This is a genomic window from Dolichospermum compactum NIES-806 (assembly GCF_002368115.1).
Taxonomy (GTDB): domain Bacteria; phylum Cyanobacteriota; class Cyanobacteriia; order Cyanobacteriales; family Nostocaceae; genus Dolichospermum; species Dolichospermum compactum.
Map to the genome: position 1 here is coordinate 3,152,260 of NZ_AP018316.1, position 23,772 is coordinate 3,176,031.

Below are 23,772 nucleotides of genomic sequence, written 5' to 3' on the forward strand. Positions count from 1 at the left end.
ATCAACATCTCCAGGAAAATATATGAAATTTTTTCACTAGATAAACACCTGAGATTTGTAAGAATTAAGCCGTCAGCCATCAGCAAGAATTGAATTGAAAAGCATTCTGAATATTAATTACTGATGTCAGTCTCCCCACTTCAAAACGCAAAAAATCCGGTTTTAGCTGACTGCTTACTGAGATTTTAACTGATAATCTCAAAAAAATACATATTCAAATCACCCTCTTAAATAATTAATTATGTGGTGATTTACAAAAATAAATCTTCACCAATTAAATGAGAATGCCATAGCGTTGATAAATATCAACCAAACATAAACATTAATGTATTGGTTATTATTTTTTATCTTGAACTTATAGAGGTTTTATCAAATTTCCACTGCTTAAGTCATGCCAGTTTGACACAAATTCCCTATTAAATAAAAATAATAGCAGCAAGTATAGTGCTTACACCATATCTGCTGCTTGATTGGAGCGAAAACTCCGATTGTTAACTTTTAATCCAACTATTAAAAATCCATAAACAGCCTGTTGAATTTGCTGTGTGAATTTTTAATTACTAATTTTTAATTCCGTTTTGCGGTACTAGACTTTTGCTTGTAACGACTTCAGTAATTCAGTATTCACACCCGATTCACGAGTCAGAGAAATTTTACCTGTGCGAGCAATTTCTCTCAATCCAAATTTTTGTAGCACTTGCACAATCGCCACCATTTTACCAGGATCACCCACAACTTCCAAGGTCAAAGAATCTTCAGCCACATCCACAATTCGCGCTCGGAAAATTTGAGACAATTCAATAATCTCCGAACGATTACTGCTAGTAGCATTGACCTTGAGAAGCATCAATTCTCTTTCTACACAAGGAATTTCTGTAATATCCTGCACTTTGAGAACATTAACCAACTTATATAGTTGTTTAGTAAGTTGCTCAATAATGCGATCATCGCCAGGGACAACCATCGTAATTCGGGATACTCCATTCTGTTCCGCAGGTCCCACAGCCAGGCTTTCAATATTAAAACCCCGACGAGCAAATAAACTAGCAATGCGGGATAGAACCCCCGCTTCATCTTCCACAATAACTGACAGCGTATGTTTCATCGGCGACTAAAGGAGCATGACATGAACGCAGACCGGCACTCATGACTGCAAAGCGAGTTTCTACTACGCTGCATTGTCGGTCTGAATTTTTATTTTATACTTAATAATTGCCATCATTCCGTTCCTGTGGAAAAGTTATCTATTTTCAAAGGTAGATGCAGCCTTTAAATTAACGCCATATATTGTCATCAGCAGTGAAAATTGACAGGAACAAAGTATTTATGGGTTGGTTACAAAGAATGTTTGGCTTAGAAAAATCGGAAAGCGCTCAAGTTAATCCAATTTCTAGTGCTGATGCTAATACACAAACCATAGAGCCAGAACGTATAGGATTAAATGGAAAATATGATCAAAGTGGTTTAGCCAAGCGCGTAGCTTTAGCATTTGATCAAGATCCTGACCTTGATGATATTAATACTCTCTGGGTTGCTCAAACAGGTAGTATTGTGGTACTAAAAGGTCAAGTTCCCAGTCAGGATATTCTTAATCAACTAGTTGCTGTAGCTCGCACTGTTGATGGCACTACAGATGTTGATACTACACAAGTTAATTTGATTTAGATTAATTAGGGCTTGATAAATTAAGTTGTTGATGAAGATAGGTAGTAGGGAAAGTAGATGTTTACCAATTACCAATTACCCATTACCCATTACCAATCCAATCTAAAATCGCTTGGTTAACTTGTTCTGGTGATTCATCTTGGGGACAATGACCAACATCTTCCAAATATAGCAACTGCAATCTCTCATTGTAGCCAACAAATTGATTTGCTAGTTTTGGCGGCACAAATCGGTCTTTTGTTCCCCAAATTAACAGCATGGGAATTGTTAAGTTTGGTAAAATTTTCTTGATACTAGGACTAAAATTAATCCCTGTTGTGGCTTTAAACAAAGCTCTAAAGGCACGAGCAGATCCCCGATCCTGGGGTGGTCTTGCTAAAATATCTATAAGTTCATCAGTAATGGCTTCAGGATTTGCATAAGCTAAACTAGCCCAAGGACGCAGCACACTAGGACGACGGACAAAATAAAATATCGGTTTTAATATTAATCTGGAAGTAAATATACTTTTAATCCCGCTGACAAGAGGTTGTAAAGCAATCGGAATCATCTCCTGTTCCAAATTAGGATCAGGTAAACTGATCATGACTATGCCCTTTACCATATCAGGATGGTTAGCCGCTGCGACTAGAGAAATCAGTGAACCGATGGAATTACCCACCAAAACCACTGGTTGACGGATAAAGGTTTTCCAAAAATCGTAAACCTGCTCTACCCAAAGTTCCACATTGTAGTTAGTTGCAGCTTTTTCCGAAGCCCCAAAACCAATCATGTCCAAAGCGTAAACCGTGTGAGATTTACCCAAAACCTCTAAATTGTGTCGCCAATGACCAATGGAAGCACCAAAACCGTGAAGTAAAATTAAGGGTGTTGTTTTTGCATAATCATGGTCAGGACGAATATAAGTATAACGGGTTTGCCAACCACGCCACACCCAATCCCTTTGATTACCAACTCTTTGCTGCCAGTGTATTCCGGTGGTCACATTTCTCTCTCAGTTGATTAGCTGGAAACTATATATGTTAAATTATATGTGATTAGCTTCAATGTATACCTAATTTTGCTATCCTAGAAGCATCTTCTAGATATCATCTATTTATGTATCCACGAAGAAAATCGTAACAATAGTTATTAGTGTCAAATATCATGTAATTTACATAAAATAATGCAGTGGAATCAACTCAGAGTCAGGCTATACAGTCAACAACTTGATTCAACTTCTCTTATAAATTTGCTACACTAGAGAGGGATATTCATTTTCCAATTCTGAGTTACTGTTGTATTTTGCCTTTAAGGGCATATCAAACTAACCTAACTAAATCAAGACCAGTCCAAAATCTTAACTAAAGAGCTGCCACTAATCATAATGCCTGTGATTGAGAAAAAAAGAACTCGCGATCTGCCCCAAATTAACGAACGGATTCGCTTCCCGAAAATTCGGGTGATTGACACTGATGGCGCACAACTGGGAATTATAACTCCTCAGGAAGCGATACAATTAGCAGAGGAAAAAGAATTAGACTTAGTGCTAATTAGTGACAAGGCTGATCCGCCAGTATGTCGAATAATGGACTATGGGAAATATAAGTTTGAGCAGGAGAAGAAGGCGCGGGAAGCCCGGAAGAAGCAGCACACGGCTGATGTGAAAGAAGTGAAGATGCGCTACAAGATAGAAGAACATGACTATAATGTGCGCGTTAAACAAGCCGAACGCTTCCTCAAAGATGGCGATAAAGTTAAGGCTACTGTGATGTTCCGAGGTCGGGAAATTCAACACAGTGACTTGGCAGAAACGTTGCTTAAACGAATGGCTACGGATTTAGAGCCTTTTGGTGAACTTCAGCAAGCACCGAAGAAAGAAGGGCGAAATATGATGATGCTGATTTCACCAAAAAAATAATTTTGTCAACAACCTAGTCGTGAATGCTGTATAAATTAGTTAGTAATAGGATCTAAAATTGACACCGGGGAGATTTGTCCCATTCCCTCAGCATTCATCCATAATTAGATTTATGTCAATTTATTCTAAAATGATAGTCCTGACGGCTGAGTGGTAAAAATAATACTCAGTTGTTCAGGACTTTTGCTATGGTTTTAGAGAGGAATCAGGAGTCAGGAGAATGAAGAAGAAAGGAGAATAAGGGAGAATTAAGAGTTTCAGGGTTAAAAAAGTGAATTAGGTGTGAGTAATAAGCATTGAAACTGTTTATGGCGATTAGAAATCACTACTACACAAACAAAGTCCACCTACGTGGACTAATGAAGAATCAAGGCTTTTGAACCCACGTATCCCTTACGGGACCGTAGGAATAGGTGGGTTTCGTCTGTGTGCAAGATGAACCGCGACTTCTAGTCGCCAGGTGGGAATAAATTAGACTGGATGGTTTTTACTCCATTAACAGTAATTGCGAAGGTTCTAATTGTACGTACCAGGGAAAAGGTTGATTTTGAATATTTTTCCATTTTTCTTTATATATTTCTCCTTGTAAGTGATAATCATGGGGATGATTACCAGGAGAATGTAGTTTGAGAAATACTGTCATGCGATGAGGTGTTTCACTGGTACGCACTAAATAACAGGGAAAGGTATTTACTTTTTGAGGATCTTTGGTGAAAATTAAATGATGAGCGCGAATACCCACATGAGATAATTGTGAAGGCATTTTTTCTCTGATTTGGAGACTGCAATCCCAATCAATTGCTTTTATCCGTTGGGGAGATAAAATACTCGCACGGGAAAAGTTTTTACAACCTGTAAGTTGGGCAACATTTATACTGGCAGGATGTTGGAAAATCTCATATTTAGAACCATGATGTGCTTCTTTTCCCTGTTCTAATACTAATAGATTGGGACATAACCGATAGGCTTCTTCCATATTATGAGTAACAAACAAGGTGACACCAGAATAATCATCGAGAATTTCTGTAACTTGTTGTTCTAATTGACTGCGAAGATGGGTATCTAAAGCGGAAAATGGTTCATCTAAAAGTAATGCTTCTGGTTTGCTTGCTAAAGCCCTAGCTAATGCTACCCGTTGCTGTTGTCCCCCGGAAAGTTGATGCGGATAGCGATCGCCAAATCCTTGTAATTGCATGGCTATTAACTGCTTTTCTACCTCTTCTTTGACATTTACAGATTTGGGTATGCCAAAGGCGATATTTTCCGCCACAGTAATATGTGGAAATAGGGCATAGTTTTGGAATAAAAAACCAATTCGGCGTTGATGAATGGGCATATCAATTTTCTTTTCTGAGTCAAATAATACCCGATTATTTAAAACTATTTGTCCTTTATTTGGTGTTTCTATGCCGGCAATACAACGCAAAATCATACTTTTTCCTGCCCCAGAACCTCCCAATAATCCCAATGGTTGATTATCTGTGTTTAAGGTAACTTGAAGATAAAAATTAGCTAGTCTTTTTTCAATATCTAAAAATAAGCTGTTTGAAGAATAATCTTTTAATAGAAAGGAAGATTTATTTGCTAATTCTATTTTATTTCCAGATGGTTTTGTCAATCTTGATTTATATGAAAGTTCTTGCCAAAAGTTAGCTAGAATAATCCCGGAAAGGGAAATAATCATCATGGTAATTGACCAAAACCAAGCTTCATTAATTGCCCCAGCTTCTACTGCGAAATATATCGCCATTGGTATAGTTTGCGTTTGTCCAGGGATATTTCCTGCTAACATCAAAGTTGCCCCAAATTCACCTAAAGCCCGCGCAAATGCTAAGGTGGTAGCAGCAATAATCCCCGGAAATGCCAGGGGTAAACTAATGCGCCAAAAAATTGTCAATTCCTTCGCACCTAATGTTCTGGCTACGCGCAGTAAATTGGTATCAATTTGACTAAAAGCTGCTAATGCAGTTTTATACATCAATGGGAATGAAACTACTATAGCAGCGATCGCCGCACCATACCAAGTAAATACAATTGTCGTATTGAAGGGTTCTAGTAGTTTACCCACTGGACCATTTTTCCCAAAGAATATCAGCAGTAAAAACCCAACCACAGTGGGGGGTAAAATCAACGGTGCGACAAATATCCCCTCAATTAAAGATTTACCTTTACCACGATATCCCAACATCCAATAAGCAGCAGATACACCCAAAAAGAAGGTGATAAATGTTGCCAGTAAAGCCGTTTTTAACGATATCCAAAGCGGTGATAAATCCTGTGGCATAGTTTTAATAAAGATGTAAGTAGGGTTTGCTGATAGCGTAGCGTGGCATAGGCCATAAAAGTTGTCTGTGAGGGCTAGAAATTCAGGAGTTCATGAGTATGGCTGCCACGCTGCACTATCAGGAGGTAGGGGCGCAGGGCCTGCGCCCATTCAGGAGTATGGCTAAGGGACTTCCAATTAAAAAAATACCCAAAAATTTCTTGTGGTGCGGGACGAAAAGCCTGCTAATCATCAAGGACAGGCAGGATGCCCATCCCACAAAATTGGGTAATTTATTTTTTGGTGTTCCCTAACGCCACGCTGCGCTATCAGGAAACCCTACTTAATTAACTCAATTATGACTAAGGCAGAATAAATCCATATTTTTTGAATACAGCTTTAGCTTGATTGCTAGATAAAAATTGAGAAAATTCTTTAGCAGTATCAACATTTTTGCTACCTTTAACAACTGCTAAGGGATAAATAATGGGAGAGTGGTATTTTTCATCGGCTGTAACTACAACTTTGACTTTATCAGAGATTTTGGCATCAGTTATATAAACTAACCCTGCATCAGCATTACCACTTTCTACAGATGCTAAAACCTGACGCACGTTATTCGCAAAAACCAGTTTTGATTTAATTTCTGACCAAATTTTCAACTTTTCTAATACTTGTTGTCCATATTGTCCTGCGGGTACAGTTCTGGGTTCACCAATAGCGATTTTTTTGACTTTGGCATCTTTAAGATTGTAGAAACTAGTGACACCAACGGCATTTTTAGGGACTACCAAAACTAATTTGTTTTTAGCAATGATATTCCGAGTTCCTGCAACTAAAAGTCCTTTTTGTTCTAAAGCATCTATTTGTTTTTTTGCCGCAGATATAAAAATATCCGCCGGCGCACCTTGTTCTATTTGCTGCTGTAATGCACCGGAACTACCAAAGTTATAATTTATTTTGACGTTTGTTTTACTTTGTTGGTAAAGGGGTTTAATTTCTTCTAGTACCTCTTTTAAACTAGCAGCGGCGGATATAATTAAGTTTGTATTAGATTGTGCGAAAATCGGCGATGAAATTAGGCTGGGTAAGCCAATTGTCAATAGCAAAGTGGCTAATGCTGTAGCAATAAAGACTAATAATTTTATGCTTTTCATTGGTAAACAGGATGGGGGAAATTTTTAGTGCTGGCGTTAACTTGGTATACTTTCACCAAGACTACTATATTAGTTACCAATTATCTTGGTAAAACTGCATTGAGAAAATAAACCTATCTCAGATGATTTATCTTAAAAATTGGACATAGACTGTATCTAAGATTACTTTTTGCCAGATTATATGAATAAGTATCTATAATATTTACCAACTTAATTGGTAGTTCTATTACTTGAGTTTTTCCTCCTCTCTAGAAAATAGAGAGGAAATCATTCAAGTATGAAATATGACTGTAATTAGGGGGAGAAAGGCGAGGAGAAAAATCCGCCAGGATGGCAATTGTGCTGCTGGTATTGGTTCAGGTGGTGTTAATAAGGCTTCTATTCTTTGTTCCAAGCGATCGCCTGTCCCCAAAGCCGCACAACAAATATCTGAGGTAATGGAGTTGTTGCTAACGACCAATAACAAAGATTCTGCTAATATTAGAGGATCTACTTGGGATGCAGCATAACTATCAGCCCGTAATTCTCGCAAAACTAACAATTCTTGCCATAAAGGCTCGGTATTTGGCAACCAAGCGGTACAAGAACGCATCCAGCCCAGCCAAAAGAACCAAAACGTATCCCTATACTGATAATGCCCTTGTTCGTGGGCTAAAACACTTTCTAGATGGACTGGAGAGAGGGTTTGTAGTAGTCCTTGACTAACGACTAATTCAGGTTGCCAAAAACCCATTTGTCCGGCAAATAAAGCTTGAGTTTCTAGGAGTCTGGCAGATTTACCATCTAGGGTAATTTGAGGACATTCACGGGCAGATTTAATGGCTTTCCAGCCCTGAAAAGCTAGTTTGATACCAAAGATATTAAAAAATCCCAGAAAAATTAAGGCCAGGAGATAGCTAAAAGAGTCGGTATACATTCCGCCCATTTTTCCCTGCGTACCCATGCAGACTACAGAGGTGACTGTCATGAAGATGAGTAAGGGGGGAAAAAGGAATAAAAATAGGGTTTTCTGCCAGCGTAAATACCAATTTCCTTGGGGGATTTTGCCAAAGAATCGCAACCACCAAGCAATGGTAACAGCGGTAACAATCATCAGTAAGTGCATAATGTTACTTTTCTCCTCTGGCTTCCCGTGCTGCTTGGATGCGTTTAGCGATCGCTTCGATTTGGTCACTAGCAGCTTGATCTAAACTATCAGCAAATGCCGCAATCACATCAGGATTTCCCACTGCTAAAAATCGCTGTAGTTGATCATGTGCCTTAATTACCTCTGCTTGTTGTTTAGTCAGTAAGGGCTGCCAATAAAAGGCTTTCCCTTGTTTATTGCAAGCTAACCAGCCTTTTTCCGTTAGCCGACGCAGAACTGTAGTTACAGAAGTATAAGCCAATTCGCGGTTAGGATCAGCTAAAATGCGATCGTGTACATCTTTGACAGTAACAGAACTCAGTTCCCAGACGATATTGAGAATTTCTGCTTCCAACGGACCAAGGGACATTTGTTTGGGACGATAATCGGGTAAAGGAGCCATATTGATAATTGAAGATGTCATCTGGATTTTATCGCTTCTAGAATCCGTCAGACCCAATAATTTGTAAAAAAACAGATTTACTCTCATATTTCCAATTATGTCTTATCCCCATACACCCTCCCCTGACAGTTCTTATATTCGTCCTACTCGTCGCGGAAAGCATAAAATATTCATTGGTATGGCTCCTGGTGTGGGAAAAACTTACAGAATGCTAGAAGAAGCACATCAACTGCAACAAGAAGGTATTGATGTTGTTATTGGCATTATCGAAACTCATGGACGCAAAGATACTGCTGTCAAAGCTATAGGATTAGAAGTAGTTCCGAAAAAAGCCAATATTCATAAAAATATCAACCTCCAAGAAATGGACACAGAGGCAATTTTAAACCGCTCTCCCCAATTGGTATTAGTTGATGAATTAGCACATACAAATATTCCTGGTTCACCTAGAGAAAAACGCTGTCAAGATGTAGAAGTGATTTTAGCAGCCGGCATAGATGTTTACTCTACTGTGAATATTCAACATTTAGAAAGTTTGAATGATTTAGTAGCCGGAATTACGGGTGTCGTCGTCCGAGAACGCATTCCAGATAGATTGCTGGATGAAGCTGATGCTGTGGTTGTCATTGATGTAACTCCAGAAACTTTAGAAGAACGGTTACGGGAGGGTAAAATTTATGCTGCTAATAAAATTGAGCAATCTTTAGAAAACTTTTTTCAACGTCGTAACCTGATTGCTTTGCGAGAATTAGCATTAAGAGAAGTTGCAGATACAGTTGAGGAAGAAGCAAATACTTCCATCTCTCCTGGGCAAATTCGCACTGTCCATGAGCGAGTTTTGATATGTGTATCTACCTATCCAAATTCGATTCAATTATTACGACGTGGGGCGCGAATTGCTAATTATATGAATGCTAAATTATATACTGTATTCATTGCTGATCCTGAACGGTTTTTGACTAAAGAAGAAACTTTACATATTCATACTTGTGAGAAACTATGCCGAGAATTTGGTGGTGAATTTCTTCATGTTAAAAGTAACAATGTCGCTCAAGCGATCGCACAAGTTGCCGCAACCAATTATATCACACAAATAGTCATCGGCGAAAGTCAACAACCTCGATGGAAAAGATTTTTTAAACGTTCTTTTACACAACGCTTGCTGGAGTTAATTAGAGATCAGCACATAGATTTACATATTATCGCCACAGAGAAATAAATTTTAATATTTATTAATCTATCTTAGATAAGATGCAATTTTTTTCCTTTGTGTATAGTGTAAATGTCAAACCCTAATTGCCAAATTATTGACCGATAAATTCAGGATATTGCAGTTATCCAAAGTGTAAAATTTAATTACGAAACTATGCCATAGTAGGCTGTTACTCCCGACTTCCGCTGTACAATTGTTAGTGAATATTAAGGATGCTTTTACCAAACATTAACCTAAAAAGCCGAATATACTCATTATCATTAGTTAGCAAGCTAATATCGAGGTATATATGTTTAAGAAAATTTTAGTCGCAGTAGATCGCTCAGATATGAGTGTAAAAGTTTTTGAGCAAGCTTTATCTTTAGCCAAGATCACATCTGCAAATTTAATGTTACTGCACGTTTTATCACAGGAAGAGGAAGGCAGTCCAGAGGCGCTGATTTTCCCCAATATTGACTACTATCCTGGCTGGAACGAGCAAAGCTTTAAATTATATCAAGAACATTGGGAAAAATTTAAGAACGAAGGCTGGCAAATGTTACAGTCATGGAGCGCCCAAGCTAATACATCTGGTGTTAATACAGAATTTACCCAAAATACTGGTAGTCCAGGACGAATGATTTGTGAATTAGCCACTGACTGGAATGCTGACTTAATTATCATGGGACGACGGGGACGTTCTGGACTGGCGGAATTTTTTCTCGGTAGTGTGAGTAATTATGTTTTACATCATGCACCTTGTTCGGTGCAGATTGTTCATGTTCCTATTAGTTCCCCAGCGGTAAATGTTTCTTCAGCAGCTACTACGGTTAGTAACTAATTCTTAGATGAGGCTGCATAGAATCAGATCTCCAGAATTATTAACCGCAGATAAACGCGAGTTCGACGAAAATAATTTAACCCCCCTGGTAAACCTCTCCTTTGCACCTCTCCCTAACCCTCTCCTCTTAGGAGAGGGAAAAGGAATAACATTTAATACTGGAGAGGCTTAAAGGACTAATTATGTATTGGTAATAAGAGGTTAAAATGCTCCTCTCCGTGTCGGATAGGGGTTGGGGTGAGGTTCATCGAACTCACGCAGATAAAGACGGATAAGTTAATAGATTTTATGATTCTGTGCAGTCTTAAATAAAGTTGGTCTGTGAAAAAATATGAAAACATCAGTTCCACCTTCTTCAACTCATCCCAGTGGAGACAAGCGTTTAAAGATTTTGGACGCAACTATTAAGCGTCATCAATACCAACAAGATGCACTTATTGAAATTCTACATCGGGCTTCTGAATTATTTGGTTATCTAGAACTGGATTTATTACTGTACATTTCCCATAGTTTGAAGTTACCACCTAGTCGAGTCTATGGGGTGGCTACTTTCTATCATTTGTTTTCCCTCGCCCCAAAAGGGGTTCATAACTGTGTGGTTTGTACGGGTACAGCTTGTTATGTTAAAGGCTCAACAGCGATCTTAACCCAGTTGGAAAAATTAACGCAAATTCACGCAGGAGAAACTACCACAAATGGTCAAATTTCTTTGATAACAGCTAGATGTTTGGGGGCTTGTGGAATTGCTCCGGCGGTAGTCTTTGATGGTGTTGTTTTAGGTAATCAAACCCCGGAATCAGTTGGCGAAAAAGTGGGAGAATGGTGGCAAAATGGAACTAAGTGAATTATTAGAAATTGCCCAAAAGGAACTTTCTCAACGGAAATCTGTGCAAATTCGCTGTTGTACTGCTGCGGGTTGTCTCTCTTCTGATTCTCAATCTGTGAAAGATCATCTCGAAGCATCTGTGAAAGCTGCGGGTTTACAAGATACTGTACAAGTTGCTGGTGTCGGTTGTATGCGTTTGTGCTGTCAGGGACCATTGGTACAGGTGGAAAATCGGGAAAATTTATCCGCATCAAAGCTGTATCAAAAAGTTATGCCAGAAAATGCAGCAGCAATTATGGCGGGGGTAAAGGGAGAAGTCACAAGTTTACAGGAGGGTGATTTAAATCAGCCATTTTTTAGCCGTCAATTACCAATTGTCCTAGAAAACAGTGGTAAAATTGACCCCGAACGGATTCAAGCTTATATTGCGGCTGATGGTTATCAAGCCCTTTACCAAGTGTTGCGGGAAATGAAACCCAGTCAGGTGGTAGAAACTATTACTAAAAGCGGTTTAAGGGGACGTGGTGGTGCTGGTTATCCCACTGGTTTAAAATGGGGAACAGTAGCAAAATCCGCCAGTGAGAGGAAGTTTGTAATTTGCAATGCTGATGAAGGTGATCCTGGTGCATTCATGGATAGGAGTGTATTGGAAAGTGATCCTCACCGGATTTTGGAAGGGATGGCGATCGCTGCCTACTCCATCGGCGCAAATCAAGGCTATATTTATGTTAGGGCAGAATATCCTATTGCTATTAAACGTCTAGAAATTGCTATTCGTCAAGCCCAACACTTAGGGCTTTTGGGTTCACAAATCTTTGATTCTCCCTTTGATTTTAAAGTAGAAATCCGGATCGGTGCGGGAGCTTATGTCTGCGGTGAAGAAACGGCGTTAATGGCTTCAATTGAAGGTAAACGTGGTGTCCCCCATCCTCGTCCACCATACCCGGCTGAATCGGGTTTATGGGGCTATCCAACGTTAATTAACAACGTGGAAACCTTTGCCAATATCGCGCCAATTATTCGTAAAGGTGCTGATTGGTTTGCTAATATCGGCATTGGTAAAAGCAAAGGCACAAAGGTATTTGCGTTAGCGGGAAACATCCGCAACACGGGTTTAATTGAAGTCCCAATGGGAACATCTTTACAGGAAATTGTCGAGGAAATGGGAGGAGGTGTTCCCGACAATGGTATGGCTAAAGCAGTACAAACCGGTGGACCTTCAGGGGGATGTATTCCTGCGGCGGCTTTTGCTACACCTGTGGATTATGAATCTTTAACTGCTTTGGGTTCAATGATGGGTTCGGGCGGGATGATTGTCATGGATCAAACTACAAATATGGTAGATGTCGCCCGCTTTTTCATGGAATTTTGTATGGATGAATCTTGCGGTAAGTGCATTCCTTGTCGAGTAGGAACTGTGCAATTACACGGTTTATTAACAAAGATTAGTCAAGGAAAAGGTTCACTAGCTGATTTAGATTTATTGGAGGAACTTTGCGACATGGTAAAACACACCAGTTTATGTGGTTTAGGACAGTCTGCACCAAATCCAGTTTTTAGCACTTTGCAATATTTTCGAGATGAATATTTGGAATTAGTCAGTTGTCATTAGTCATTAGTCATTGGTCAGTAGTTATTACCAATTACCAATCCAAAATCTAAAATCTAAAATCTAAAATTACTATGACTGTAAAAACTTTAACAATAAATGGGGAATTGATTAGCGCTCGTGAGGATGAAACCTTACTAGAAGCAGCGCAGGAAGCTAGTATTCATATTCCTACATTATGCCATTTAGAAGGTGTAGGTGATATTGGTGCTTGTCGTTTATGTTTGGTGGAAATTGCGGGAAGTAATAAATTACAACCTGCTTGCGTGACTAAAGTTACAGAAGGAATGGAGGTGAATACAAATAGCGATCGCTTACAAAAATACCGGCGGACAATTGTAGAAATGTTATTTGCCGAAGGTAATCACATTTGCTCAGTTTGTGTTGCTAATGATAACTGTGAATTACAAGATTTAGCCATAGAAATGGGCATGGATCATCTCCGCTTAGAATATCAAAATCCTCAGCGAACTGTTGACACTTCCCATCATCTTTTTGGCATAGATCATAATCGTTGTGTACTTTGCACTCGCTGTATTCGTGTCTGTGATGAAATTGAAGGCGCACATACTTGGGATATGGCAGGAAGAGGATCAAAATCTCATGCAATTACTGATTTAAATCAACCTTGGGGAACTTCCCAAACCTGTACTTCCTGCGGTAAATGTGTTAATGCCTGTCCCACAGGAGCGTTATTTGATAAAGGTTCAAGTGTCGGTGAAATGAAACATGATCGGGGCAAAATTGAATTTTTAGTAACTGCAAGAAATAAAAAGCAGTGGAATTTTTAGTCATTAGTCATTAGCATAATTTAAAATAAACTCTCATGTTACAGCATATTCAACAAATATTTAAGCGAATTCTATTAGTAGGAATATTGACAACATTTATATTCCTTGGTTTAGCAAATCTATCATCTGAAAAAGTAATTGCTGCTATTACTCAGCTAGGAAATCCTCCAGAAGAACTTATTTATCGTTCACAAGTGAAATTAGATGATCAATCAGGAAAAGTCTGGCAAGTTGTATTATTTAAACAAGTGTATTCGGATCAACCATCGAATATAAATCTTCGCCTAGTTGGTTTTCCTAGTGTTGGTGAGTTAATTCATCCCCAACCTTTAAGAATCACCTCAACAACAGGTAAAGTTTGGAATGCTGCTGATGTATTTTTAGAGGAAGCTCCAGCACCAACTGTTGGTCAATATGATTTGACAGAAATCTTACCTCAATTACCTCCAGAATCTTTAACTTTATCTATACCCCTTCCCAGCACAAACTTCATTAATATCGCAGTTCCTATTCATGTTGTCAAAGAATGGCAATCATTAATTTCCACTGAAAACTGAAAAGGTAAAAAAATGACTAAAATCAAATTAGCAACAGTCTGGTTAGGTGGGTGTTCTGGTTGTCATATGTCCTTTCTCGATTTGGACGAATGGTTAATATATTTAGCCGCACAAGTAGATATAGTTTATAGTCCCTTTGCTGATATTAAAGAATATCCCGAAGGTGTAGATATCGTATTAGTTGAAGGTGCGATCGCCAATGAAGAACATTTAGAATTAATTTACAAAATTAGAGAACGAACTAAAACAATAATTTCCTTTGGTGATTGTGCTGTTACTGGTAATGTTACCGCTTTACGTAATCTTTCCGGTGGTGCTGAACCAGCCCTACAATTAGCTTACATTCAAGAAGCCAATATTAATCAACAAATTCCCAATTCCTGGGGAATTGTTCCCCCTTTACTAGATACAGTTGTCCCTGTGCATAAGGTAGTACCAGTTGATATTTATTTACCCGGTTGTCCCCCTTCAGCACATCGGATTCGTGCCGCACTTGAACCACTATTAAAAGGAGAAAACCCGCAAATTGTCGGCAGAAAAATGATTAAATTTGGTTAATTAGTAATTACAACCAAATAAATACATACATTATAGCCCTCTCCTTGCTTGCGGGGAGGGGGTTGGGGGTGGGCTTCTTAGATTTAACTCAACAGATAACCCCTATATTTTCTTTCTTCCTCCTGACTCCTTTCTTTCTGACTCCTATTTTTCCGAGGTGACTTATGTTAACAGCAGCAGATGTAATGACTAAAGATGTGGCAATGATTCGCAGTTCAGCCACAGTCAAAGAAGCAGTTGATTTAATGAAAGCAAGAGATTGGAGAGCATTAATTGTAGATCGTCGTCATGAACAAGATGCTTATGGAATTATCACAGAAAGCGACATTGTGTATAAAGTCATTTCCTATAGCAAAGATCCAAATAAAATCCGTGTTTATGAAATTATGACTAAACCTTGTATTGTCGTTAATCCAGAATTAGGTTTAGAATATGTAGCCAGATTATTTGCTAATCATCATCTCCGACGTGCGCCTGTAATTAGTGGTAAATTATTAGGAATAATCTCACTTACTGATATCTTAGCCAGAAGTACTTGTTTAGAACAACCGCGCTCATTTTTATTAGAACAAGAATTACAAGATGAAATTAAAAAAGCTCGAATTGTTTGTGCAGAAAAAGGCATCAATTCCGCAGAATGTGCAGCAGCTTGGGATGTAGTAGAAGAAATTCAAGCCGAAATTGCCCACCAACTCGCTGAAAAACCTCTGAAAACTGCCTTTGAAGATTACTGTGATGAATATTCAGAATTCACAGAATCTAGGTTTTATGATTTGTAATATGTAGTAATACGTAGGTTGGGTAGAACGAAGTGAAACCCAACATGATCAAAGATTTTTTGGGTTTCCTTGCGTCAACCCAACCTACAATTGTTTATTATTACCAATCACCGATTAATTATGAAAACAATCATTATTGACCCAGTTACTCGCATTGAAGGACACGCGAAAATTAGCATTTATTTAGATGATGAAGGTCAAGTAAATGATGCTAGATTTCATGTTACGGAATTTCGTGGGTTTGAAAAATTTTGTGTCGGTCGTCCATTTCCAGAAATGCCAGGAATTACGGCGAGAATTTGCGGTATTTGTCCAGTCAGTCACTTATTAGCATCAGCCAAAACAGGCGATCGCATTTTAGCCGTCACAATTCCCAAAACAGCCTCTCAATTACGCCGTTTGATGAATTTGGGTCAAATCATCCAATCTCATGCCCTCAGCTTCTTTCACCTCAGCGCACCAGACCTATTATTAGGCATGGATAGCGAACCCGAAAACCGCAATATTTTTGGTTTAATTGCTGCCGAACCGGAATTAGCCAGAGGTGGAATCCGTTTACGCCAATTTGGACAAGAAATCATTGAATTATTAGGAGGAAAAAAAATTCATCCTTCCTGGGCTGTTCCTGGTGGAGTTCGTGACCCTTTAACCACAGAAAATCGCACCCACATTCAGCAAAAAATTCCTGAAGCCAAAGCCACTGTAATTAGTGCCATAGCTTTATTTAAAAGCTTGTTAAAAACTTATGAAAAAGAAGCAAAAACCTTTGGTAATTTTCCGAGTTTATTCATGGGTTTAGTCAGTTCTGAAGGTTTATGGGAAACTTATGATGGACATATCCGATTTGTTGATAGTGGAGGAAACATCGTTGCTGATAATCTTGATGCTGCTAACTATCATGAATTTATTGGTGAAGCAGTCCAAGCAGATTCTTATTTAAAATCACCTTATTATCTTCCTTTAGGTTATCCTGATACCACAGATCATTGTCGTTTAGATAGTGGAATGTATCGCGTTGGACCATTAGCTAGATTAAATATTTGTAATCATATTGGCACACCTTTAGCAGACACAGAATTAAAAGAATTTCGTAGTCATGGAAACGGAACTGTTAAATCATCATTTTTCTATCATTATGCCCGGTTGATTGAAATTTTAGCATCAATTGAACATATAGAGATTATCCTTGATGACCCAGATATTCTATCAACTCGTCTCCGTGCGGAAGCTGGTATTAATTGCCTGGAAGCAGTTGGAGTTAGTGAAGCCCCAAGAGGAACATTATTCCATCATTATCAAGTTGATGAAAATGGTTTAATGTTAAAAGTAAATTTGATTATTGCTACTGGTCAAAATAACTTAGCCATGAATCGCACAGTTGCCCAAATTGCCCGTCATTTTATTCAAGGAGACCATATAAAAGAAGGAATGTTAAACCGAGTTGAAGCCGGAATTAGGGCTTTTGATCCTTGTTTGAGTTGTTCCACTCATGCAATGGGACAAATGCCTTTATTAATAGAAGTAGTGGACACAAATGGAACTATAGTTAATCAAATTTGCCGTAATTAAGTTAGTTATTTAGATCCCCGACTTCTTAAAGAAGTCGGGGATCTAGTATTTTTATGATATAATTCAACTTAAACTGATATTACCCAAATTTTATGACTCTTGCTACTGCTAAACGCTTTACCATAACTGAATATCACCGTCTAGCAGACCTTGACTTCTTCACAGAAGATGACAGAGTTGAACTAATTAAAGGTGAAATTATCAAAATGGCTGCAAAAGGTAGACCACATTCAACATACAATAGACGGTTAATCAGAGAATTAACAACATTATTAGGAAATCTTGCCACTTTACAAGCTCAAGATCCTATATACATAGCCCCAAATAGTGAACCAGAACCAGATATAGCTATCCTCCGTAATAGAACTGATGATTATTTTCTAAATCATCCCACCTCATCTGATATTTTCCTAATTATTGAAGTAGCTGATTCATCTTTAAAATATGACCAAGAAGTGAAACTACCCCTATATTCAGAAGCAGGTATTTCTGATTATTGGATTTTCAACTTAATCGCCTATTATTTAGAATGCTACAGTGACCCATATCAAGATTTACAAGGTAAATTTGGCTATCGTCACAAATCAATTATCCTCCCTAATGAGTCCGTAAAATTGCCATCTTTCCCGGAATTAATCTTAGATTTAACTAAAGTATTTCCAGGGAAAAATTAAGTTATAAAATTAAAATTTGCAAAAATTGATAAAATGTGCTATTTTAATTGTGAAGTGATGTAATGGGATTCTAGTGAAAATTTACAATAATACTAGTATAAAAATTAGCGGCTGATATAGCCGCACCAGTATCTATGGTTCACTCATATTTACACCTGCTGCAATAAGGTCAAAATTATTGGGAAAATGGGTGTTATGATCACAGTCTGCCTTTTTTAAATGCGTCCCTTCTAAATTAGCTTGACGCAAATTCGCGGAAAATAACATTGTTCCGCGCAAATCTGCATTTTGTAAATTGGCCTCACTTAAATCAGCAAAACTCAAATCACATCCTCGCAAATTTGCACCGCTAAGGTTGGCTTTACTCAAATCAGCATAGCTGAAATCAGAGCCTTTTAAATCCAAACTTTGTAAATTAGCATCGCCTAATTCTGCTCTTTCAAAGTCTCTTTTTCCCATCGCATATTCTTCTAAAATCCTAGCAGCACTATTAATTGGTTGTTGAAAATTAACTTCAGGCATAAAACAGCCTCACAATTTATCTAAAAATTCTCATGGTTTAATGAAAACCATCCCAATTTATAATATAACGAATAAGTCAGAAAATAAATGTTCTGTTCACATAAGTTCGTTTTGATAATTTTTGTGTTTGCTCATAAGTCACTCAAATTTTACTCTTAGTCTTATATTCAAAATTAAGATGAAACTGTAGGCAATACTGCTCGGTTAAGCCTCAAAAGTCATTATATTGTAGGTTGGGTTGTTCGCGTTAGCGTTGCGGAGCAATCAGAACGAAACCCAACAAAATCCTTGATAATTTTCTTAACCGACAAGTATTGAAACTGTAGGGAACAAAATTTCTAGAATAGTTGACCGCAGATAAACGCGGATGAATTAACAAGAGGAATAAAAATGATAAAAACTACAATAGTGATTGGTTATGGAAATGAATTATGTAGTGATGATGGTATTGGTTGTAGGGTAGCAAATATAGTTAATCTTTGGCATCTATCTAATGTCCAATCTTTAGCAGTTCACCAACTTACTCCAGAATTAGCAGCAAATTTGGCAAATGTCAATTTAGCAATTTTTGTAGATGCTAGTTTGAATTCAGAATTGCAAAATGTGCAAGTAGAATCTATACTACCTAATGAATCTAGGATGATCATAGGACATAGCATTAAGCTTACATATCTTTTAGCCTTAACAAAATCTCTCTATGGTTATAGTCCACCAGCTTGGTTAATAACAGTACCAGGGGTTAACTTTGAATTAGGAGATTGTCTTTCACCAATAGCAGAACAAGGAATTAGTATAGCTTTAACAAAAATCATTAACATTATTAATAAAGGATAAAAAATTCCATTTCTCTTCCTCTCTGCGACTCTGCGTGAAACAAATTCATACCTTCATTCAGCAAAATACAAAATAATCACAAATTCATAGGAGTATGTATGGAAACATCTAACCAAAGAATTAGCAATAAAGTTTATGATATCGTTAATCCCCTAGATGCGATATTTATTCCCAAAACTGTAGCCGTAATTGGTGCTACTGAAAAACCCGGAAGTGTAGGACGAACTTTACTTTGGAACTTAATCACTAATCCCTTTGGAGGAACAGTTTTTCCGATTAATCCTCACCGTCATAGCGTATTAGGAATTAAAGCTTATCCGACTATTTTTGATGTTCCCGAAAAAATAGATTTAGCCGTTATAGTTACACCAGCACAAACTGTACCCCAAATTATATCTGATTGCGTTAATGCTGGAATCAAAGGAGCAATAATTATTTCCGCTGGTTTTAAAGAAGCTGGAGAAAAAGGTATCGCTTTAGAACAGGAAATTATCCAACAAGCACAAAGAGGAAAAATTAGAATTATCGGTCCTAATTGTTTAGGAGTAATGAATCCAACTTCTGGTTTAAATGCTACCTTTGCTAGTAAAATTGCGCGTCCGGGAAATGTTGGGTTTATTAGCCAAAGTGGTGCTTTATGTACAGCAATTTTGGACTGGAGTTTTCAAGAAAATGTAGGTTTTAGTGCCTTTATTTCTATTGGTTCAATGTTAGATATAAGTTGGGGTGATTTAATTTATTATCTTGGTGATGACCACCATACTAAAAGTATTGTAATTTATATGGAATCCATTGGGAACGCGCGTTCCTTCCTATCAGCAGCGCGAGAAGTGGCTTTAACAAAACCGATAATTGTGATTAAAGCTGGTCGGACACCAGCCGCAGCTAAAGCAGCCGCTTCTCACACAGGATCATTAGCAGGAAGTGATGCTGTTTTAGATGCAGCTTTTCGCCGTTGTGGGGTGTTACGAGTAAATAGTATTTCTGATTTATTTGATATGTCAGAAGTATTAGCAAAACAACCCCGTCCCCAGGGTCCCCGGTTAACAATTTTAACTAATGCTGGCGGTCCAGGAGTATTAGCAACGGATACATTAGTTGAAAGTGGGGGAGAATTAGCAGCAATTTCTCCAGAAATAATGACTTCTTTGAATGAAGTTTTACCACCGCAATGGAGTCATAATAATCCGATTGATATTTTAGGAGATGCTGATCCACAACGTTATACAAAAGCTTTAGAAATTGCGGCACAAGATCCCAATAGTGATGGTTTGTTAGTGATTTTAACACCCCAATCAATGACAGATCCTACCCAAATAGCGGCACAATTAAAACCCTACGCACAAATGTCAAATAAACCGATTTTAGCTAGTTGGATGGGTGGTGCAGATATAGCCGAGGGAGAACAAATTCTTAACAATCAAGGTATTCCCACTTATGCTTATCCTGATACAGCAGCGCGAGTATTTAGTTATATGTGGAAGTCGAGTTATAACCTGCGTGGTATTTATGAAACTCCGGTTTTACCAACATTAATTTGTGATGTGAATACTCGCAATTGTGCTAAAGTGGAAAATATTATTCAAGCGGCAAAAATAGCAGGAAGAACAATTCTCACGGAATTTGAATCTAAAGAAATTTTAGCCGCCTACGGTATTCCTGTGGTGGCTGGTTGCATTGCGGAAACTGTAGATAAAGCGGTTGAATGTGCGGAAAATTTGGGTTATCCGGTGGTTTTAAAACTTTATTCTCAGACAATTACCCATAAAACTGATGTGGGTGGTGTGCAATTAAATTTGCAAAATGCGGAATCGGTAAAACGTGCTTTTCAAAATATTGAAACATCGGTAAAAGAGAAAGCTAAATCTGAAGAATTTCTTGGTGTCATGGTACAGAAAATGATCAAAACTGATGGTTATGAATTGATTATTGGCAGTAGTTTAGATCCGCAATTTGGACCAGTATTATTATTTGGTGCAGGAGGACAATTGGTAGAAGTTTTTCAAGATAGTGCGATCGCTCTTCCTCCTCTCAATACTACCCTAGCACGACGGATGATGGAACAAACTAAAATTTACAAAGCTTTGCAAGGAGTCAGAGGCCGGAAAAGTATTGATATTGCTGCTCTTGAACAATTAATGGTTGAATTTAGTCAATTAGTTGTGGAACAACCTGGAATTAAAGAAATTGATATAAATCCGTTGTTAGCTATTCCTCCTACTCCTATACATCCTGGAGGATTAATTGCTTTAGATGCCAGGATAGTTTTACATTCTGCTGATATTCAAGAAGGTCAATTACCAAAATTTGCAATTCGTCCCTATCCTAGTCAATATGTTAGTAGTTGGAAATTGGCAAATGGCACACCAGTTACGATTCGTCCTATTCGTCCAGAAGACGAACCGTTAATGGTGCAATTCCACAAAACTCTATCAGAAGAAAGTGTTTATTTTCGTTATTTTCACCTAATTAAATTAAGTCAACGCATTACCCATGAACGACTAACGCGAATATGTTTTATTGATTATGATCGAGAAATGGCTTTAGTGGCAGAATACCAAAATCCTGATACGGAAAAATCGGAAATATTGGCAGTAGGAAGATTAAGTAAATTACATGAAAATAATGCAGCAGAATTTGCGATGCTAGTAAGTGATAAGTTCCAATATCAAGGCTTAGGTACAGAACTACTCAGAAGATTATTAGAGGTTGGTAAAAATGAAAAAATTGGTTGTATCTATGCTGATATTTTAGCTGATAATTCAGGGATGCAGCGCGTATGTGAAAACCTTGGTTTCCAAATTGGAACTACAAGTGATACAACTGTATTGAGGGCAGAAATTAGATTTTAAATGGGGTTTTGAGGCTGTATAGAATAAGATATTCAGAGTATTTGACCGCAGATAAACGCAGATAAACGCGGATGAATTAAGGGATTTCCTGATTCTGTGCAGCTTCATATAAAATTGGGATGATTCCTATTCCTGAGTAAAAACTTTTCCGCAATTTCTAATTAGGTAGCCGGTAATCTGTTACAGTATTATTCTGTAAATAAAAGCTACATAGCATAGATGTTTTTGAATTATGTAACCTATGCCAGCGAATTCCTGTCCTGAAAATGATGCGTATAACGGAAACTCTGATCCCCTTGACTCTATCTTTACTGACCTATCAGTAGATGAGGAATCAGAAGTAAGGACAGATTCCGGGTCTCTACCACCAAGCCGATTTAAAGGCCGTAGAGGTAAAGCTGCTCTAGTTTTAACTATAGTCTGGAGTGGCACTATTACCCTGCATTTAGTTTCCTGGGGTTCGATATTTGTCCTGGGACTAACAACAATGCTAGGTATTCATGCTTTGGGGATTATTTTTGCAAAACCCCGTCACCATTCTCAGGAGATAGAGGGAGATTTGCCTTTTGTTTCTGTGTTGGTGGCTGCGAAAAATGAGGAAGCGGTAATTGCCAGATTAGTCAAAAATTTGTGTAATTTGGAATACGGTAATGGTCAATATGAAGTCTGGATTATTGATGATAATAGTACGGACAGTACACCTCAATTATTAGCCCAACTCAAGCAGGAATATCAACAACTTAATGTATTTAGGCGTGATCCTGACGCTAGTGGGGGCAAATCGGGGGCGTTAAATCAAGTATTACCACTGACAAAGGGAGAGATTATTGCTGTATTTGATGCTGATGCCCAAGTGACACCGGATTTGCTATTACAAATAGTTCCGTTGTTTCAAAAAGATCGGGTAGGGGCGGTACAAATGCGAAAAGCGATCGCCAATGCTAAGGAAAATTTTTGGACTAAGGGACAAATGGCAGAAATGTTGTTGGATATTTGGTTTCAACAACAGCGCACTGCTATTGGTGGGATTGGTGAACTCCGAGGTAATGGTCAATTTGTCCGTCGTCAAGCTTTGGCAAGTTGCGGTGGTTGGAATGAGGAAACTATCACTGATGATCTGGATTTAACTATCCGGTTACATCTGGATAAATGGGATATTGAATGTGTTTTTCATCCTCCCGTCGAAGAAGAAGGTGTCACCAATGCTACAGCCCTTTGGCATCAACGTAACCGTTGGGCAGAAGGTGGTTATCAACGTTATTTAGACTACTGGGATCTCATCCTCAAAAACCGCATGGGGACAAGGAAAACCTGGGATTTGTTAATCTTTATGGTGACAATGTATATTTTACCGACAGCAGCAATACCAGATATTTTCATGGCGATCGCTCGTCATCGTCCCCCCATGTTAAGTTCTGTAACTGGCTTATCTTTGGGGATGTCAGTAGTAGGAATGTTTGCCGGTTTAAAGCACGTTCGTTCCGATCAACAATTTAAACCATCTACCTATTTAATGGTACTTTTACAAACCCTTCGCGGCAGTTTATATATGTTGCATTGGTTAGTAGTTATGGGTAGCACGACGGCGCGAATGTCCTTCCGACCAAAACGCCTCAAATGGGTGAAAACTGTCCATACAGGTGTTGAGAAATAA

General features: G+C 38.2%; 23 protein-coding genes. 16 read left to right on the top strand and 7 right to left on the bottom strand.

The genetic code is table 11. The annotated features are described in order from the left end of the window. Positions 1-586: 586 nt before the first annotated feature. A complete protein-coding gene (gene ilvN, locus CA730_RS14875) occupies positions 587-1,105 on the bottom strand; it encodes an acetolactate synthase small subunit (RefSeq protein WP_096668417.1) in 519 nt (172 codons plus the stop codon). 221 nt (positions 1,106-1,326) lie between these two features. Here ilvN and CA730_RS14880 point away from each other — a divergent pair, with 221 nt between their 5' ends. After that, a complete protein-coding gene (locus CA730_RS14880; RefSeq protein WP_096668419.1) occupies positions 1,327-1,665 on the top strand; it encodes a BON domain-containing protein in 339 nt (112 codons plus the stop codon). An 82-nt stretch (positions 1,666-1,747) separates the two neighbouring features. Here CA730_RS14880 and CA730_RS14885 read toward each other — a convergent pair whose 3' ends face one another. Next, the gene (locus CA730_RS14885) at positions 1,748-2,650 is read right to left on the bottom strand and encodes an alpha/beta fold hydrolase (RefSeq protein ID WP_096668420.1); all 903 of its coding nucleotides are present in this window, start codon (positions 2,648-2,650) and stop codon (positions 1,748-1,750) included. A 381-nt stretch (positions 2,651-3,031) separates the two neighbouring features. On the opposite strand from CA730_RS14885, the gene infC reads away from it, so the two are divergent. After that, entirely contained in the window at positions 3,032-3,565 is a 534-nt protein-coding gene (gene infC, locus CA730_RS14890; protein ID WP_015083285.1) for a translation initiation factor IF-3, read from the top strand. Between the two features lie 487 nt (positions 3,566-4,052). Here infC and modB read toward each other — a convergent pair whose 3' ends face one another. Continuing rightward, on the bottom strand, positions 4,053-5,849 hold the full coding sequence (modB, locus tag CA730_RS14895; RefSeq protein WP_096668422.1) for a molybdate ABC transporter permease subunit: 1,797 nt from the start codon (positions 5,847-5,849) through the stop codon (positions 4,053-4,055). Positions 5,850-5,947: 98 nt separating this feature from the next. On the opposite strand from modB, the gene CA730_RS14900 reads away from it, so the two are divergent. Continuing rightward, positions 5,948-6,142, top strand: a complete 195-nt coding sequence (locus CA730_RS14900) for a hypothetical protein (protein ID WP_096668424.1) — start codon at positions 5,948-5,950, stop codon at positions 6,140-6,142. 48 nt (positions 6,143-6,190) lie between these two features. Here the strand turns inward: CA730_RS14900 and modA are convergent, their stop codons facing one another. From modA to CA730_RS14915, 3 genes are all read right to left on the bottom strand, one after another. Next, positions 6,191-6,985, bottom strand: coding sequence for a molybdate ABC transporter substrate-binding protein (gene modA, locus CA730_RS14905; RefSeq protein WP_096668426.1), 795 nt, complete (start codon positions 6,983-6,985; stop codon positions 6,191-6,193). Between the two features lie 271 nt (positions 6,986-7,256). Further along, positions 7,257-8,090, bottom strand: coding sequence for a M56 family metallopeptidase (locus CA730_RS14910; RefSeq protein ID WP_172891196.1), 834 nt, complete (start codon positions 8,088-8,090; stop codon positions 7,257-7,259). 4 nt (positions 8,091-8,094) lie between these two features. After that, positions 8,095-8,514 carry a BlaI/MecI/CopY family transcriptional regulator gene (locus CA730_RS14915; RefSeq protein ID WP_027404521.1) on the bottom strand — a complete coding sequence of 140 codons (420 nt, stop codon included), beginning with the start codon at positions 8,512-8,514 and terminating at the stop codon, positions 8,095-8,097. 97 nt (positions 8,515-8,611) lie between these two features. On the opposite strand from CA730_RS14915, the gene CA730_RS14920 reads away from it, so the two are divergent. From CA730_RS14920 to CA730_RS14965, 10 genes are all read left to right on the top strand, one after another. Next, the gene (locus tag CA730_RS14920) at positions 8,612-9,733 is read left to right on the top strand and encodes a sensor histidine kinase KdpD (protein ID WP_096668428.1); all 1,122 of its coding nucleotides are present in this window, start codon (positions 8,612-8,614) and stop codon (positions 9,731-9,733) included. A gap of 283 nt (positions 9,734-10,016) precedes the next feature. Further along, positions 10,017-10,547, top strand: a complete 531-nt coding sequence (locus CA730_RS14925; protein ID WP_096668430.1) for a universal stress protein — start codon at positions 10,017-10,019, stop codon at positions 10,545-10,547. Between the two features lie 331 nt (positions 10,548-10,878). Continuing rightward, positions 10,879-11,391: a bidirectional hydrogenase complex protein HoxE gene (gene hoxE, locus CA730_RS14930; protein WP_096668432.1), complete on the top strand. Its 513-nt coding sequence runs from the start codon at positions 10,879-10,881 to the stop codon at positions 11,389-11,391. Further along, positions 11,378-12,985, top strand: a complete 1,608-nt coding sequence (locus CA730_RS14935; RefSeq protein WP_096668434.1) for a NuoF family protein — start codon at positions 11,378-11,380, stop codon at positions 12,983-12,985. Before hoxE ends, CA730_RS14935 begins: the two co-directional genes overlap by 14 nt. 71 nt (positions 12,986-13,056) lie before the next feature. After that, positions 13,057-13,773: a bidirectional hydrogenase complex protein HoxU gene (gene hoxU, locus CA730_RS14940; RefSeq protein WP_096668436.1), complete on the top strand. Its 717-nt coding sequence runs from the start codon at positions 13,057-13,059 to the stop codon at positions 13,771-13,773. Between the two features lie 35 nt (positions 13,774-13,808). Further along, positions 13,809-14,330 carry a DUF3122 domain-containing protein gene (locus CA730_RS14945; protein ID WP_096668438.1) on the top strand — a complete coding sequence of 174 codons (522 nt, stop codon included), beginning with the start codon at positions 13,809-13,811 and terminating at the stop codon, positions 14,328-14,330. Between the two features lie 12 nt (positions 14,331-14,342). Next, positions 14,343-14,888: an NADH-quinone oxidoreductase subunit B family protein gene (locus tag CA730_RS14950; protein ID WP_096668440.1), complete on the top strand. Its 546-nt coding sequence runs from the start codon at positions 14,343-14,345 to the stop codon at positions 14,886-14,888. A gap of 164 nt (positions 14,889-15,052) precedes the next feature. Further along, positions 15,053-15,667, top strand: a complete 615-nt coding sequence (locus CA730_RS14955; RefSeq protein WP_096668442.1) for a CBS domain-containing protein — start codon at positions 15,053-15,055, stop codon at positions 15,665-15,667. A 120-nt stretch (positions 15,668-15,787) separates the two neighbouring features. Next, positions 15,788-17,236: a Ni/Fe hydrogenase subunit alpha gene (locus CA730_RS14960; protein WP_096671568.1), complete on the top strand. Its 1,449-nt coding sequence runs from the start codon at positions 15,788-15,790 to the stop codon at positions 17,234-17,236. 92 nt (positions 17,237-17,328) lie between these two features. Further along, positions 17,329-17,910 carry a Uma2 family endonuclease gene (locus CA730_RS14965; protein ID WP_096668444.1) on the top strand — a complete coding sequence of 194 codons (582 nt, stop codon included), beginning with the start codon at positions 17,329-17,331 and terminating at the stop codon, positions 17,908-17,910. A gap of 132 nt (positions 17,911-18,042) precedes the next feature. Here the strand turns inward: CA730_RS14965 and CA730_RS14970 are convergent, their stop codons facing one another. Further along, on the bottom strand, positions 18,043-18,432 hold the full coding sequence (locus CA730_RS14970) for a pentapeptide repeat-containing protein (RefSeq protein ID WP_096668446.1): 390 nt from the start codon (positions 18,430-18,432) through the stop codon (positions 18,043-18,045). Positions 18,433-18,822: 390 nt separating this feature from the next. Between CA730_RS14970 and CA730_RS14975 the strand changes: the two genes are divergently transcribed. The 3 genes from CA730_RS14975 (at position 18,823) to CA730_RS14985 (ending at position 23,772) form a co-directional block, all read left to right on the top strand. Continuing rightward, positions 18,823-19,266, top strand: coding sequence for a hydrogenase maturation protease (locus tag CA730_RS14975; protein WP_096668448.1), 444 nt, complete (start codon positions 18,823-18,825; stop codon positions 19,264-19,266). Positions 19,267-19,364: 98 nt separating this feature from the next. Further along, complete coding sequence (locus CA730_RS14980; RefSeq protein ID WP_096668450.1) at positions 19,365-22,118, top strand: bifunctional acetate--CoA ligase family protein/GNAT family N-acetyltransferase; 2,754 nt, start codon at positions 19,365-19,367, stop codon at positions 22,116-22,118. 241 nt (positions 22,119-22,359) lie between these two features. After that, a complete protein-coding gene (locus CA730_RS14985; RefSeq protein ID WP_096668452.1) occupies positions 22,360-23,772 on the top strand; it encodes a glycosyltransferase in 1,413 nt (470 codons plus the stop codon).